This is a genomic window from Micromonospora sp. NPDC023737 (assembly GCF_040639715.1).
Lineage (GTDB): Bacteria > Actinomycetota > Actinomycetes > Mycobacteriales > Micromonosporaceae > Micromonospora.
In genome coordinates this window covers 100,674-115,811 of sequence record NZ_JBFAAL010000016.1, presented here as the reverse complement: position 1 = coordinate 115,811, position 15,138 = coordinate 100,674, and the positions used below count along the sequence as shown (strand labels likewise).

Below are 15,138 nucleotides of genomic sequence, written 5' to 3'. Positions count from 1 at the left end.
GACGCGAGGCGGCCACCGCGTGATCGTCTGTGCGTTGTGGACACAACATCAGATCTTGCGGTGGCCGCGTGCCACAGCGTAGCTGTTGGTCGGTGGGAGCGGGTGCTGGGCGAGGTGCTGGGGTGCTTCGCGGGTCGGTTCGGGCGGGTGGAGCCGCGTCGTGCGGCGGGACAGTTCGTGACGGGGCTGCTGTCCGATCTTGAGGTCAAGACGTGTTGGCAGTTGGCCGAGCAGGCCGGGCATGTCCGGCCGGACGCGATGCAGCGGCTGCTGTACCGGGCGGTGTGGGACGCCGACGCCGTCCGTGATGACGTGCGGCAGCTGATCGTCGACCGGTTCGGCGGTCCGGACGCGGTCTTGGTGGTTGACGAGACCGGTGATCTGAAGAAAGGCACCCACACGGTGGGGTGCAGCGGCAGTACACCGGCACGGCCGGGCGGATCGAGAACAGCCAGGTCGGGGTGTTCCTCGGCTACGCCGGCGTCGATGGGCACACCCTGATCGACCGGCGGGTGTATCTGCCGGCGTCGTGGACCGACGACCGCGACCGCTGCCAGGCCGCCGGCGTGCCCGACGAGATCGAGTTCGCCACCAAGCCAGAGTTGGCCGCTGAAATGATCACCGCCGCGCTGGACGCCGGGGTGCCGGCAGGCTGGGCCGCCGCGGACGAGGCATACGGCAACAGCGCCGCCTTCCGCGCTGGCCTGCGCGAACACGAGATCGGCTACGTCCTTGCGGTGTCCTGCAGCCATTTGGTGCCACTCGACGGCGGCAAGACCCGAGTTCGCGCCGACCGGGTCGCCGCCGAACTACCGGCATCGGCGTGGCAGCGCCGCTCAGCCGGTGCCGGATCGAAGGGTCCCCGCTTCTACGACTGGGCGTGGCTCGACAACGTGTGCACCGACGCTGACCCCGACGACGGCGGTCGGCACAGCCTCCTGATCCGCCGCAACACCACCACCGGTGAGTTGGCCTTCTACCGCTGCTGGACCCCCAAGCCGGCCACCCTCGCCCAACTCGTTCGCGTCGCCGGCATCCGCTGGACCGTCGAAGAAGCCTTTCAGGCGGCCAAGAGCCAGGTCGGCCTGGACCAGCACCAGGTCCGCCGCTGGGACTCCTGGCATCGCTTCACCACCCTCGCTCTGGCCGCCCTCGCCGTCCTGGCCATCTGCCCCGCCGACGCGACCGACGACGACCCGACCGGCACCGGGCTGATCAAGCTGACGGTCAACGAGGTCCGCCGCCTGATCAACGCCTGCATCATCCGCCCGATCACCGATCTCGCCCACCGTTTGCACTGGTCAGGCTGGCGGCGCCAGCATCAAGCCCGAGCTCGGCGAGCCCACTACACACGCCGCCTCAACCTCGAACTTCAGCCATGATTCCGAACGGCGGCTGCCGTACTAGAGCCTCACTGAAGGCGCTGGTCAACCCGGTGGCGTCGGCCGGGTCGACGAGCAGCCGACCAGGACCTTCAACAAGCCCCATCTTCCCTGATCAGAAGGCGCTTCTTCTTTCTCCACCCACCGTGGTCAGGCCTTAACGAGGGTTGAGGGCACCGCCCATAGTGGACTTTTGGACGGCCGCAACCCGGGGATCCGGTGACCGGACGGCCATCCTTTGCCGGCTGGCTGCACTATCCTCTTCGTCCTGACGACCGTGTTCTCTGCCCATAACGCCACGCCACCAAGGGGTCTGGACATGCCCGAGCGGCCGGACATCAACTTCAGCAGCTCGCAGCAAGCTGAGCCGCCTCAACCGCAGGCGATACGGGGCGGTGGAAGTCCTGACGCACGACACTGGTTCGGCCTGCAGGACCCAACAGTCAAGGGCGCAGTCATCGGCGTCATCGGAGTTGTCGCGGCAGCAGTAATCACGGTTGTCGGCACTGCAGTGGTGAGCTCCGGTGACAGCCCGGGTGCCGCGGCCTCGCCGTCACAACGCTCCACCTCCTCTCGCCCTGGCTTGCCCGTTACTCCACCGCCGGGCGCAACCGTAGGAGCCACCCCTCCGGCCGCAGGTGCGGCCACACCAAATACTTCGGCAGATTCAGCTTTTTCTCCAGTGTTCAGCGGTAGACAATTCGGAATGAATTTGCCCGATTGCGCAAGTACCTGGGTGGTGGACTTCGAGGGCGGAACGTCCAGGAGCTATCTAAAAGAGGATCTCGACAATGAACTGACAGCCGCGAAGGAGAGTGGCCAGCGCATAAAATACGACATGCTATACAACAACTGCGTATGGGGCTACTTCGACTCGTACGGCGACGCGACCCTCCTAGACGAGCAACCCGCAAGCCCTGAAAAGTGCTCCGAGGCAGCCCTGTCCGGCGGCTGGGACGGCAAGGAACTTTACCCTGGATACAACAAGGGTGAAATCAGGCCAGGAGTCATAATCTGCACCACGACGGACCAAGGAGTTGCCCTTGTTGTCATGAAAGCCATGACCGGTGGAGAGGCGAATTCGATGAATACTCCAGAGCATGTGACTATGAGAGTATCCCTTTGGAAGAAGAATTAGTGCGGCGCAATAACGGCTACGCTGTGGCACGCAGCCATCGCCAGATTTGATACTGACACCCCCCGAAGCCCCGGCGGCACCATCGTGGTCACGGCACTCCCGTGGCCCAAGGACGGACAGCTTGTCGACCTGCCGTCCGCGGTCATCGCCGCTGGCCTCCGCGCCTGCCTGACGCCGACCGAGCGGTGCGTCGCCCTTCTCGCCGCGGTCCGCGACGGGCACCTCGTCGCCCGCCCGCCGTTCTTTCAACTCCAAGCCGTGCGCAAGGCCCGCGCTGGCGGCACACCGCTGCACCTGATCACCCACGAGGACGTGCTGATCTTCCACTGCCCCTCGATCGACTCGAGTCCAGCGAGCCTGGACAACGCCACACGCGTCGAGACCGGTGCCGTCGACGGTCCGGAGGTGCGGTATTGAACGTCATTGGCCCACCGCAACATCTTCTGGCCCTGTCAAGAAGAAGGGAACCAGTTTGCCCCTTCAGCGCTCGAGAGGTAGGGCCGCCGGCGACCGTCGGAGTGACCGTCGGGTGACAGGTTGAACAAATCGCGGCCCACGGACCATTTTCGCGATGGCCGTCGGGGGTGACGGTGGCGCCCGTCCGGTGTTGGGCCGGACGGGTGCCATCACGGCTCACCGAGTCAGCTGGCGCCACCCCGAATCACGACGTCGTAGGCGACGTGCGAGAGCGAGAACGTGGCGTTGCCGTCGTACCGGGCGTGGTACGTGTACGTGCCGCCTACCGGGGGCGTGTCGGTGATGGTGAACGAGTCGTCGGTGGCGAGCGTCGCCGGGGCCAGGTCCAGGACGGTGGTGCCGTTGCGGTTGGTGACCACCCGCCACACCGAAAACGACCCGGCTGGGGTGGGGACGCCGCCGGCGGTGCTCAGCCGACCGGTGAGGGTGAGCGACTTGGTGGTGTTCCCAGTGCTGTGGCCGGTCAGGCTCAGTGAGGTGGCATGCGCCGCCACGTTGACCTTGGTGGTGGTCTTCGACCAGCGGGCGGTCGGGCTGCCGTCCCAGATCGCGGTGTAGCCCCTGCCACCGACCGGCGGGATGTCCGTGGCGGTGAAGGTGCCGTCCGCGGCGGTGCTGACGGTGCCGACGACCGCCGTGGTGCCGTCGGGCAGGGTGCGGCTGATCTCGATCGGCTGCTCGCCGGCGGCGGTGCCATCAGGAGGGTGAGCCGGCCGGTCAGGGAGAACGGCTCGATCGCGGTCGCCGTGCCGGCGGGGGAGAGGGTCAGTGTGGACGCCGGCAGGGTGGCCCCCGCCACTCGCCACAGGTAGTACCGGTTGCGCTGCCGGTCCTTCTGCAGGGCGAAGAGATTGTGATCCATGACGGAGAGGCTGCCGGCGACCAGCGTGGCGTTGTTCGTGATGGTGGTCTGGTAGGTGCGGGTGGCGCTGGTCGAGTCGTACACGGCGGCGTAGGGGCCGTAGGCGTCGCCGTCGAAGGCGGCGGCGAGGTATGCGCCGTCCGCGCTGCGGGCGACGGACCGCGGGGCGCCCGGGTACTCCGACCGGGAACCGTAGGTGCGGACCTTGGTCAGCGTGGTGGTGTCCCATACGTCCACGCCAGAGCCGGGGAAGACGGTGATCGCCTGCGAGCCGTCCGGCGTGATGGTGAGGTCGTTCAGGTCCCACAAACCGTTGTCAGAGCCGTTGATGATTCCGCGTAGCGTCGCCGGTGTCGTGCTCACGTCGTACACCCGCAGGTTGCTGGGGCTGAGGCCGGACTCGCCGATGGCGACCGTGGTGCCGGCTCCCGCGACCAGCGGCGCGCCGTACATCCGGTCGGCGACCTGGACCGGCGCGGATGCCGCGGCGGACAGGTCGAGGCTGAGGACGCCGCCCGCCGTAGCTGCCCTTCACGCCGTAGCCCACCCAGAGCCGGTCGCCGTCCAGCGACAGGTTGGTAGGGGACGGGTACGCGGACAGGTCGATCCGTCGGGTGACGGCGAGGGTGGCGGCGTCGATCTCGGCGATCTCGTTGGAGCTGGAGAGCGCCGCGTAGACCCGGCTGTCGTCGGGCGTGATCGCGAGGCCGGTCGGGCTGGCCAGGCCGGTGATGGTGCCGGTGAGCGTGCCACCAGCGATCGCGTCCCTCGACGGATGGTGGGGTGTCCCATGGCAATCCGCTCAACGAGCTTGGCGCATCGCCAAGTGTTGTTCGGGACCAGGGACACCCCACAGTGAATCCGGGACGTCAGCAAAGGGACAAGGAGGTTAGCGGAGTCCGAGGGCGCGGAGGATTGTCTGGGTGACGGAGTTGCCGGCGGAGTCGGTGGCGGTTACGCGCAGCGAGGCGAACTGCGCCTTTTTCGGTGCGTCCAGTCGGTAGGCGCCCTGGCGGTCGTCGGAGAGACGGGACCAGGTGGTGCCGTCGTCGTAGGAGACCTCCACGCGGGGCGAGCGAGGAGTGCCACCGCCACCGACTGATACCGGGGTCAGGCCGACCGATACGGGAGCGCGTTGTTCGACCGTCACGCCGAATGTCGCGTTGCGGCGCACGGACCCGGAGGCGTCCGGGTCGACGTCGTAGCGGATCTGCAGCAACGGGAGCAGGTCCCGTTGGCCGCTGACCTTCGGGGCGGCGGAGGTGAACCTCCACTCTGTCGTGGTCGAGGACGAGTAGGGGCTGACGGACGCGTCACGCTGGTTCACGACGACCAGGCGGTACGGCAGCGGTCCGGCGCTGGGGGCCGTGGGATAGATGATGAGTCCGTTGTCGGACGTGCCCAGCTGGGTGTCACCCTGGTAGAGGGTCACGGTCTGACTCGCGTGCTGCCGGTCCGAGAGCGCGCCGACGTGGTCGGCGTTGCCGTACCCCGGCACGTCGATCCGCATCTGGTCGTCCGTACGCGTCGGCCCGAGGTAGTTGTTGTTGAGGTAAGGCCGCTGGATGGGCGTGAACCACTCGTCTCTCGACACGGTGCCGGGTTCGTACGTCCGGCTGACGCCCCACTGGCTTAGGAGGCCGTCGTAGACCTCGTGGCCCCACCGGTTCGCGCCGTCGGTGGTGACCCAGTCCGTGCGGCGGCCGCTGGCGGCCATGGCGACGTAGTTCCCGATCCCCCACTCCGAGTACGCCGGGAAATCGTACCGCCATTCCTGACCGGCTCCACTGGGGACGGCGCCGGCGAACGTCTCGTCGATGCGCGCGAGGTTCCTGCCCGACGCGCGCACGACCATGTCCTTCGGCACCTCGTTGTGCCAGGTGTGCATGAGGTCGTAGAGGTAGGCCGGCGTCGCGTGTGACTCCGTGCGCAGCATCGCGCCGGGCCGCTGGGCTTGGGCGATCAGCCTCGCGCCCTCGTCGGGGCTGAGGAGCCCGACGTCGAGCGCGTCCGTCCCGAAGTACAGGCGCTGCCGCCCGGGACGGTCGTTGGCTACCAGCAGCAGCGCGGCGCCGGCGTCCGCCGCCGCCTCGGCGAGCGCGGCCGGGGTCGCCGACGGGGCGCGCTGGATGACCACAGCCTTGCCCCGCGCGCCGAGGTCCGCGTAGTCCGCGGGCGCCCCGGCACCCGCGAAGACGAGCGGCAGGGTGCGGGTCCCTTCGGGCAGCGGAGTGACGCCCGCCTGCCGGAGGACATCGGTGTATTCGGTCCCCCGCACGGACACCGTCAGCGCCGGCTGCTCCTTGCGCCACCTCGCACCGAGGACGAAGTCGCCGTGCGTCACCTTGCCCTGTGGCTGGATCCACAGGCTGTCGAAGCCCGTGCCAGCGAGACCGAAGTCGTGCCAGCGGCCGTCCTCGTGGAGCATCCGCGAGTACTCGAGCCGCAGGTAGCTGGGGACGCCCGGCTGTGGGGTGGTCTCGTCGACCAGCCGGACGTGGCGGGCGTCCAGCGTGATCGTGCGGTCCCCGTCGAACGTGAAGTCGGGATCGCCGAGCAGCGCCAGCCCCTGTGAATTCGAACCGTGGGCGCCGGGCACGGTCAGATAACCGAGAGCCGAGTACTGGTCTTCCGGAGTGTAGAAGCTGACGGTGCCATCGACCGGGACCGGAATCGGGGTCGGATCGCCCGCCCGGAGCACGATGACGAAGGCGGACGCGGGTGCGCCCGCGGTGTCCTTGACGCTGATGGTCATCCGGTGCGCCAGCGCGCCGAGCGAGACCGCCGTGTGCGCGGCGAGCCCGCCGTCCGGTCCGGTGGCCAGGATCTGGGCGCTGAAACCGTTGGAGCCGCCGGATGCGGCGTGCGGGTCGATGGTCATGGTGACCGAGGCGGTGCCGTGCGCGGGCACGGTGACCCGGTCGGTCGAGAGCCGGAACATCCCCTCGGGCACGCCGGGCGCCGCGATCGACAGGGCGAGCGTCACCGGCGTGGCGCCGAGGTTGGTGTACGTCACCGGGCGGCTGACGGGGTCGGCCGCGTTCTGCCCGGCGGACGCGGTGGCCGAAGCGAAGATCCCGGCGCGGGCGGCGGCTGCGACGTCCACGCGGCCGCTGCCGGCCTGGAACGCGGTGTAGTCGGGGGTCTGCTTGGCGGTGCTGGTCAGCAGGTCCTTCAACTGGGCGCCGGTGAGCTCGGGGTGCTTCGAGGCGAGTAGCGCGGCGGCACCGACCACGTGCGGCGTGGACATCGACGTGCCGCTCATCGTCTGGTAGGGGCCATCCCCTTCGGAGGTGTACTGCGACCGCGCCGCCAGGATGTCGACGCCGGGGGCGGTGATCTCCGGCTTGAGCGCGCCGTCGCCGACTCGGGGACCCTGGCTCGAGAACTCGGCGAGGCGGTCACCGCTGTCCACCGCGCCCACGGTGAGGGCCGCGTCGGCGGCACCGGGCGAGCTGACGGTGCCGGGGCCGGAGGTATTGCCCGCCGCGATCACGAACAGCGCGCCGGTCTGCGCACTGAGCCGGTTCACGGCCTGCGACAACGGATCCGTGCCGTCGGAGGGCTCCTGCGAACCCAGGCTCATGTTGATGATCTTGGCCTGTTCCTCCACCGCCGCCCACTCCATGCCGGCGAGGACTTGGGAGTCGGTGCCGGAGCCGGAGTTCGCCAGCACCTTCCCGATGTGCAGGCGAGCGCCGGGGGCGACACCCTTCTCCGTGCCACCGGACGCGGCACCCGTACCGGCGATGGTGGAGGCGACGTGGGTGCCGTGGCCGTGGACGTCCTCGACGCCCTCGCCGGGGATGAAGCTGCGGGTGTCGACGATGCGTCCGGCCAGATCGGGGTGGCCTTCGTCCACACCCGTGTCGAGGACCGCGACGTCGACGCCCTGCCCGGTGTCGCCGCCGGCCCAGACCTCCGGCGCGCCGATCTGCCCGACCGATTCGGCCAGGTCCGGGTGGACCTTGCCGTCGAGCCAGATCTGCTTGATGCCGTTCGCGAACGTCGGGGCTGCGGATCGGGCCACTCCCGCCGCGGGCGTTCCTGCCGTCACCGCGGCCCAGAAGTCTCGCGCGTTCGCGTGGCTGGCGGTGATGGCGGCGCCGTCGAGACTCGGGAGCGTTCGGACCAGCGCCGATCCCCGCGGGGCGGTGTTCGCGCGGAACCCCGGCGACTGGGCGGTGTAGGAGACGATCAGGGGCAGGTCGCCGCGGTGAGCGTCGTCGTAGCCGTCGGCGATCAGTTCCGTGACGTTGAAGAGCCGCCGGTCGAGCACCCCCTTGGCAAGGTAGGACACCGCCGAGTACGGGTAGACGTACACGTCTCCCGCCGAGGCCAGGATCCTCGCGTCGGCGGGTTCGCCGTCCGGTCCCTCGACCGAGATCGTCCCCCCGCTGTCACCGGCGTCACCGGTCGCGTTCACCGTGACGACATCGCCGGTGATCAGGGTGACGGTGTGGGTCTGCGGGGCCGCGCGTTTCGATGTTCCGCCGGGAGCGGCCGACGCCTCGCCGGGAACGATGATCGAGCTGAGCGACAACGCGAGGCAGGCGGCCGTCGCGATGGCGCGACGCATGCGTGAGGTTTTCAATAGCGGGGTTCCTTTCCGCGTCGGCGCACGTCGATGAGCGCCACTGCGGCCGAACAGTGCCAGCCGGCATCACCCGCCACAAGATTCCCTCGTGGCTGCTCACTGCCACCTGGCACAATCTCGACAATGGAGCTCGCGGTCCTGGGGTTGTCCGCTGACGAGGAGCGGGTCTACGAAGCGCTGGTCGCCCTGCCGGGCTCGACGGTCGCGACGCTCGCCGACCACCTGTTAACCCCGGTGGGCCCCTTGCAGCGGACCCTCGCCGCGCTCTGCGCGAAGCACCTGGTGGCCCGCAGCGGCAGGCCGGCGCGGTACCTGGCCGCTCCCCCGGACATCGCGATCAACCAGCTCGTGCAGCAGCGGGAACGCGAGCTGAGCGCAGCGCGCGCCAAAGTCCACTCGCTGTCGGAGATCCACCGCAGCGCGCACCGGATGAGCCCCGAGCTCGTGATCGAGCAGTTGACCGACCGGGAAACGATCGCCGCGGCCGTCGCCCACCTGGAATCCGAGGCGCACCATCAGGTCCGGGTGTTCGACACGCCGCCCTACTACGAGGCGCCCGGGGGTGAAGGCGCCGCCAGGAACACCCAGGCGCAGATCGCCCGCCACCAGAACGACGGCGTGACGCACCGCGTGATCTACAGCCTGGACGCGGTCACCTGGCCCCAGAAGCTGGAAACCGACATCCTGCCCGCCGTGCGCGGCGGCGAAGAAGCCCGAACCCGGCCGACCCTGCCCATCAAGCTGATCATCCGCGACGACCAGGACGCCCTCATCCCGTTCGACCTCAGCCGCAGCGGCCTGCAGTTCGCCTACCTCGTGCGGCGCTCCCCGCTGCTCACCGCCCTCGAAGCCCTGTTCGAGGGCGAATGGGCCCAGGCCGCCCCGCTCGACGGGGGCGTCCCAGGGCCGGACGAGGAAACCCGGTCCCTTTGCAAGATGATGATGGCGGGGTTGACCGACTCAGCCATCGCGCGCGTGAACGGCTGGAGCACTCGGACCACCTACCGCCGGCTTCAGCGCCTGATGACCGAGCTCGGAGCGTCGAGCCGGTTCCAAGCCGGCAGCCTGGCGGAACGCCGCGGCTGGCTCTGAGTCGTATACCGCACGCCCGCGCGTGGACGGGGCGAGTCCGGGTGTTGTGGCTGCGTAGGCCCGTGGCAGAACGACTCACCGGCGCTGAGTTCATCGCCCGAGCCCGTGAGAAGCACGGCGACAGGTACGACTACTCGTTAGTTCAGTACGTCAACAGCCAGGCCACGGCGACGATCATCTGCCCGGAGCACGGCGAGTTCCAACAGGTGCCGGCGAAGCATCTTCACGGGCAGGGGTCCCTCCAGTTGCGCGAGAGCGTTCAGGGCTCGCCGGAACCTTTCGGTTCCGGCGGCGCGCCGGTTGGCCGGGCGCGTTGACAGGACGTCCGTGGGTGCGTTGCTGGTCGCAGGACGGAGGACGCGCAGCTTGGCCAGGTCGATGAACGTCTGGAGCGGCATCAACCCGTCTTGCCCCGAAGGGACGGACGGCCACGCGACGACGGTGTCCGGCGGGCACGAGCAGATCGAGTTCGGGCGCATCAGTTAGGCCGCTGGCGGCGAGCACGTCTCTGCGGCCCTGAGGCGAAAGCTGAGCGGGCTCCCACCGGTCGGGCTCGTTGGTGAGGCGACTACTTCGTTCGTCGTCTCGCTCAACCGTGAGGCGCTTGATGACCTCACGACTCCAACGCAGGACTGCAGTCGCGTCGGCGTCCTCGCGGACGGCGATAGCGTGCACCACCCGGGCGCGGGCGCACCAGCCCGCTTTGGCTCTATCCGGCAGCTTCAGCGGCATCCGCTGTACTCAACCCGTGGATTTTGGGCCTGGAGGCTGAACGGCCGACAGTGACGTTCGGGGCCGTGCCGAACGGCCGCACGGCCCCCACGACGTCGGGCCTCCCGTACCCGCCCCTGAGCGCATCAGGCGTCGACGAACTCCGCCGAATCACATCCAAGCCCGGGCATCGCCCTTCAGAAACCACAGCCGCACCGGAAGCGGTCGAGCACTCTTGATCGCCGACCCGATCAGACGGTCCCGTTCTTCACCTGGTAGGCGTGCGTCAGTGACCGGCCGTCGGGCAGGTGCATCTCCATCTCGTAGCTGGTCCCGTAGACGAACTTTCCGGTCAACAACGGCAGGGTCCCGCAGAACATCACCGTGTCCGCCGTGAGCCCCGTGCCGCTGGCCTCTAATTTGTCGAGCAGTTGGTGGGGCGACAGCATCGCCGCCAGGCGGCCCTGCTGGTACAGCTGGTGATCGGTGCGGCACGTCACGACGATGTCGTCCCATCGCTCCTCGACGGACGTCAAGGGCACCACGGTTGCGCCGATCGGTTTGGGCGCCGCCGCCTTCGAGTTGGCGATGCTCTGGGTTTCGAGTTCGCGGTCCGTGTGGTCACTGCCAACACCAAGGTAGAAGCGGCCTGCGTGGAAAACCAGAACCGGCTCCACCTCTCCAGAGGTTTTGTCGCCGGCTACGTTGACGGAGGCGTCCGTCGTCAGGAGGTCAGCGTTCAGCTCGTAGAACATCGGGACGCGCGGTGGCGGTGTGACGCCGATGTGAGCGAGTTCGTCAATGTGTGCTTGGACCGCTTGGCGGTCGCGGCCGGTGTAGCCCGCCACGATGAGTCTGGGGTCGGAGAGGTGGATCTGGTCGGCTGTACCGGCGACCGTCAGAGTGATCAGGGGCGTGTCAGGCACGAGATGTCCTTCCCTTTGGTTCGTGTAAACGAGATGGAAAGCTGGTCAGCTGAAGGTCGCCTGATTGCGTAGCCGGCGGTCTTGAAGCACAGGGAACTCGCGTCGTGTTTCCGTGACCGCGGTGCGGTCGATCTTCGCGTGCAGGATCTCCTCGCCGGAGCCTGCTTCGGCCAGCACGCGTCCCCAGGGGTCGACCACGACGCTGTGGCCGGCCAGCTCGACGTTGCCCTGCTGCCCGGCGGCGTTGCAGGCCAGCATGAACACCTGGTTCTCGACCGCACGGGTTCGGGTGAAGAGCTTCCAATGCTCAAGGCGTGCGGCCGGCCACGCGGCTGGCACGATGACGAGTTCTGCGCCCTGGTCGACGAGGTGCCGGTACAGCTCTGGGAAGCGGAGGTCGTAGCAGGTCGTCATGCCGACCTGGCCGATGGCGGTGTCCGCCACGTCCGCTCGCTGACCGGCGCTGAGGAGTTTCGACTCGAGGGACTGATAGCCGAACACGTGGATCTTGCGGTAGTCCAGCAGCATCTCACCGGTCGGGTCGACGAGCACGGCGGTGTTGTGAAGGCGACCGGTTGGGTCCCGTTCGAGCACGCTTCCGGCGTGCAAGTGCGCCCCGAGCGCTCGGGCCCAGCCCCTGATCGTGGAGAGAAGCGGTCCGTCGAGGTGCTGCGCAAGTTCGTCATAGCGGTCGAATGCGAAGTAGCCGGGGGCCCACAACTCGGGGAGGACCACCAGGTCGACGTCGGTGAGGCCGGTAACAAGGTCACCGACGCGCTCGATGCGGCCCTCGACCGGCTCGTCGAGAGGGCTGGCGACCTGCACCAAGGCTGTTTTCATGCCGATCCACTCCGTTCGTCGTCGGTTCTCATGCAGAGCACCGTTCTTTGGGGCTGCATCAGGCGCCGAGCTTCACGTGGACGCTCTTGGCCTGCAGGTAGCTCAACAGCTCCTCGACGCACTCCTCCCGTCCGAGGCCGCTGTTCTTCCATCCGCCGAAGGGCGTGCCCCAGTAGTGCGTCGTGCTGTCGTTGACCCAGACGTAACCCACTTCCACGTCATCGGCCAATCGGAGCGCGTTGCGCACGTCATTCGTCCAGATGCTCGCGGTGAGTCCGTACTCGACGCTGTTCACATCGCGCAACATCGTCGAGTAGTCGCGCCAGCGGAACACGGACACCACCGGGCCGAAGACCTCCTCTTGCGCGATCCTCGAATCGGGTTCGACCTCGGTGAAGACGGTCGGAGCGACGAAGAAGCCCTCCCGGGGAACCCGGGGGTCGTCGAGTCCGCCCGAGACCAGGGTTGCGCCCTCCGCGGCCGCTCCTTTGATGAAGTCCCGTGTTCTGTCGGCGTGACGGGCGCTGATCAGAGGGCCCATGTCGACGGCGGGGTCGTACGCCGGTCCCAGCGTCAGGGCGGAAAACTCACGGGCCAACTCCTCGACGAACGCGTCGTGCACGTCGGCGTGGACGAACAAACGTGACGTGGAGCCGCACGACTGGCCGGCGTTGGCGCGTAGATTCATCGCCTTCACGACCTCACGGGCGGTGCGCGCCACGTCGACGTCCGCGAAGACGATCATTGGGTTCTTGCCGCCCAGCTCCAGCGACACCGATCGCACGGCGTCTTCGGCCGCACGGCGCTGGATGAGGCGGCCTGTCGCTGCGCTGCCGGTGAAACCGATGCGGCGGACGTCAGGATGCGTGACCAGCGCGTCGCCGGTGTGCGCGTCGCCGGTGATGATGTTGAAGACCCCCGGGGGGAAGGTCTCCCGGACCAGGTCTCCAAGAAGTAGCGTCGACATGGGCGTTTGGTCAGCGACCTTCAGGACTACGGCGTTGCCCGCGATGAGCGCCGCCAGGCTGCCTTTGACGGCGAACAGGAACGGGTGGTTGTAGGCCACGATCTTGGCCACGACTCCGTACGGCTTGTACCGCGTGTAGTGCAGGGTGTTCTCGTCGGGCAGGACGTCACCTCGTAGTGCGCTTGCGAGCCCTGGCCAACCTCGTAGCGACCTGGTCGCCCCGGCGATATCGCCGAACATTCGCTGGACGGGCAGCCCGGCGTCGATCGCGTCCACCAAGGCGATCTCGTGGGCGCGGTCCTCGATGGCCAGCGCGAGGCGCTCGAAGTGACGACCTCGCTCAGCGAGCGTCGTGCGCGCCCAGGTTCGCTGGGCGTCCCTGGCCGCGTCGACCGCGGCGGCGACGTCGGCCGGACCGGCGACGGCGTAACTGGCGAACTCGGTGCCGGTGGACGGATTCGTTGTGCGGCGCACGGCCCCGGAGGCGGGTGCGACCCACTCGTTGTCGATCAGGAGGCGCGGGGCCCGCGCGGCCAGCGAGCCAAAGACGTCCGACAGGTCGGTGCGCTGCGTCGGGTCGTGCATGCGTGCCCTCTCCGCCACGACGTCGTACGGAGCGGGCCAGTGGGCCGGAAGTCCGTCGCGGCAGTATCCGCCGAAGTCCTTGACTCTAGGTACCGTACCTAGATTAACTAAATCACAACCGACCGAGGAGCGCGAGATGCGACTGGCTGTTCCCGACCTGATCTCGAACTCGTACTTTCCTGCCGTTGCGGCGGTGGAGCTTGGCCTCATGCGCGAGGAAGGCCTCGACGTCACGCTGGAACTGCTCTTCCCGGTCACCGACGCGGCCGCCGCGCTGCGCGATGGCGAGATCGACTTCTTGGCGGGTGCCGCGCATGCGCCGCTGTACGACGTGCGAGCGTGGGACGACACGACACTCGTCGCCGCGCTGTCGAACAACATGTACTGGTACCTCGTTGTGGCGGCGGACTCGCACGTTGACGCGGGCTCGTGGACATCGCTCCGCGACGTGCGGATCGGCGCGGCGCCGGGCCCCGACACAGGACTCCGCCAGCTCCTGATCGGTGCCGGCCTCGATCTCGAAGAGGCTCGGATCGATATCGCTCCGGTTCCGGGCGCTGACGCCCCCAGCGTCTCGTTCGGCGTCACCGCGGCACAGGCGCTCGAGCAAGGCCGCATCGACGCGTTCTGGGCCAACGGCATGGGCGCCGAGGTCGCGGTTCGCGACGGCATCGGCAAGGTCATCTTCGACGCACGGCGCTGCGACGGAGAAGCCGCCGGCTTCACGTTCCCCGCCCTCATGACGTCGCGGAGGCTGGCTGCCGAGTCGCCAGAGGTCGTCTCAGCCGCCGTCCGCGCGATCGTCCGCGCACAGCGGGCGCTCCGGGAGGATCCGTCTCTGGCCGAGAAGGTCGCCGACGGCCTCTTCCCGCCGATGGAGACCGGGCTGATCGCGAACCTCGTAAGGCGGGACCTTCCCTTCTACAACTCTGCCATCAACGACAGCGCCGTCGCGAGCCTGCAGGACTTCGCGCGGCGCGCTGCCCTGCCAGGCGCCGGCGGCTCCTTCGCGCGAGCGGTCGCCCGGGAGTTCGCCCCCCTGTGGTCCTCGTGAAGAGGCGCCGCGCCGCTCCACAGCGTTCCTGACCATCGCCCACCGTAGACACCTCCGAGAGGAAGACATGCCGAAGCCCGAGCTGGAGTTCGTCTCCATTGAAAAGACCGCGTTCACACCCTGTGAGGGTGTGGTGCCCCAGCTGACCGAAAGAGTCCTCGCCCGCGACCCGGAGCGCGGCGTGGCGACGCGGATCCTCCGCTTCGAGCCGCAGACGGACACGACGCCGAATGGCGTGCAGTCTCACGACTTCTGGGAGGAGGTCTACATCCTGGAGGGCTCCATCACCGACCTGCGGTTGGGCCAGACGTTCACCGCGGGGGACTACGCGTGTCGCCCGCCCGGCATGAAGCACGGCCCGTGGAAGTCCGAGGAGGGATGCCTCACCTTCGAGGTCAGGTACGAGGCTTAAGCCGCCGGCGGCGAGGAGCGGCTGAACCCCCGAGAATGCCGCCACCTCGTCCCACGCCACCGAACAGCGTCGTCGGTCACGAATCGCCGAAGTAG

Annotated in this window: 11 protein-coding genes and 3 pseudogenes; 7 read left to right on the top strand and 7 right to left on the bottom strand. The window is 68.4% G+C overall.

The features are described from left to right. Nucleotides 1–117: 117 nt before the first annotated feature. From AB0F98_RS26475 to AB0F98_RS26465, 3 genes and pseudogenes are all read left to right on the top strand, one after another. Nucleotides 118–1,382: pseudogene (locus tag AB0F98_RS26475) on the top strand (IS701 family transposase). Nucleotides 1,383–2,118: 736 nt separating this feature from the next. Next, nucleotides 2,119–2,520, top strand: a complete 402-nt coding sequence (locus tag AB0F98_RS26470; protein WP_357740453.1) for a hypothetical protein — start codon at nucleotides 2,119–2,121, stop codon at nucleotides 2,518–2,520. A gap of 69 nt (nucleotides 2,521–2,589) precedes the next feature. After that, nucleotides 2,590–2,937 (top strand): annotated as a pseudogene (locus tag AB0F98_RS26465) (hypothetical protein); the annotation flags it as partial. A 224-nt stretch (nucleotides 2,938–3,161) separates the two neighbouring features. Here the strand turns inward: AB0F98_RS26465 and AB0F98_RS26460 are convergent. From AB0F98_RS26460 to AB0F98_RS26445, 4 genes and pseudogenes are all read right to left on the bottom strand, one after another. Further along, nucleotides 3,162–3,491, bottom strand: a complete 330-nt coding sequence (locus tag AB0F98_RS26460) for a hypothetical protein (RefSeq protein ID WP_357740450.1) — start codon at nucleotides 3,489–3,491, stop codon at nucleotides 3,162–3,164. Continuing rightward, a complete protein-coding gene (locus AB0F98_RS26455) occupies nucleotides 3,467–4,312 on the bottom strand; it encodes a hypothetical protein (protein ID WP_357740448.1) in 846 nt (281 codons plus the stop codon). Before AB0F98_RS26455 ends, AB0F98_RS26460 begins: the two co-directional genes overlap by 25 nt. Before the next feature lie 145 nt (nucleotides 4,313–4,457). Next, nucleotides 4,458–4,559, bottom strand: a pseudogene (locus AB0F98_RS26450) (hypothetical protein); the annotation flags it as partial. Between the two features lie 189 nt (nucleotides 4,560–4,748). Then, nucleotides 4,749–8,438 (bottom strand): S8 family serine peptidase, encoded by a 3,690-nt coding sequence (locus tag AB0F98_RS26445; protein WP_357740445.1) that lies wholly within the window; start codon nucleotides 8,436–8,438, stop codon nucleotides 4,749–4,751. Between the two features lie 141 nt (nucleotides 8,439–8,579). On the opposite strand from AB0F98_RS26445, the gene AB0F98_RS26440 reads away from it, so the two are divergent. Beyond that, a complete protein-coding gene (locus AB0F98_RS26440) occupies nucleotides 8,580–9,548 on the top strand; it encodes a helix-turn-helix domain-containing protein (protein WP_357740442.1) in 969 nt (322 codons plus the stop codon). A gap of 62 nt (nucleotides 9,549–9,610) precedes the next feature. Next, complete coding sequence (locus AB0F98_RS26435) at nucleotides 9,611–9,865, top strand: hypothetical protein (protein ID WP_357740439.1); 255 nt, start codon at nucleotides 9,611–9,613, stop codon at nucleotides 9,863–9,865. Between the two features lie 645 nt (nucleotides 9,866–10,510). Here the strand turns inward: AB0F98_RS26435 and AB0F98_RS26430 are convergent. Genes AB0F98_RS26430 through AB0F98_RS26420 form a run of 3 tightly spaced genes read right to left on the bottom strand, consistent with a single transcriptional unit; the run spans nucleotide 10,511 to nucleotide 13,577 of the window. Next, nucleotides 10,511–11,185 (bottom strand): DUF2848 family protein, encoded by a 675-nt coding sequence (locus AB0F98_RS26430; RefSeq protein WP_357740437.1) that lies wholly within the window; start codon nucleotides 11,183–11,185, stop codon nucleotides 10,511–10,513. A 45-nt stretch (nucleotides 11,186–11,230) separates the two neighbouring features. Then, the gene (locus AB0F98_RS26425; protein ID WP_357740434.1) at nucleotides 11,231–12,025 is read right to left on the bottom strand and encodes a carbon-nitrogen family hydrolase; all 795 of its coding nucleotides are present in this window, start codon (nucleotides 12,023–12,025) and stop codon (nucleotides 11,231–11,233) included. A 58-nt stretch (nucleotides 12,026–12,083) separates the two neighbouring features. Further along, on the bottom strand, nucleotides 12,084–13,577 hold the full coding sequence (locus tag AB0F98_RS26420; RefSeq protein ID WP_357740432.1) for an aldehyde dehydrogenase family protein: 1,494 nt from the start codon (nucleotides 13,575–13,577) through the stop codon (nucleotides 12,084–12,086). 136 nt (nucleotides 13,578–13,713) lie between these two features. Here AB0F98_RS26420 and AB0F98_RS26415 point away from each other — a divergent pair, with 136 nt between their 5' ends. Together AB0F98_RS26415 and AB0F98_RS26410 are read left to right on the top strand one after the other, a co-directional pair. Beyond that, nucleotides 13,714–14,631 (top strand): ABC transporter substrate-binding protein, encoded by a 918-nt coding sequence (locus AB0F98_RS26415; protein ID WP_357740429.1) that lies wholly within the window; start codon nucleotides 13,714–13,716, stop codon nucleotides 14,629–14,631. A gap of 67 nt (nucleotides 14,632–14,698) precedes the next feature. Next, entirely contained in the window at nucleotides 14,699–15,043 is a 345-nt protein-coding gene (locus AB0F98_RS26410; protein ID WP_074308873.1) for a cupin domain-containing protein, read from the top strand. The last annotated feature ends 95 nt before the right edge of the window (nucleotides 15,044–15,138 follow it).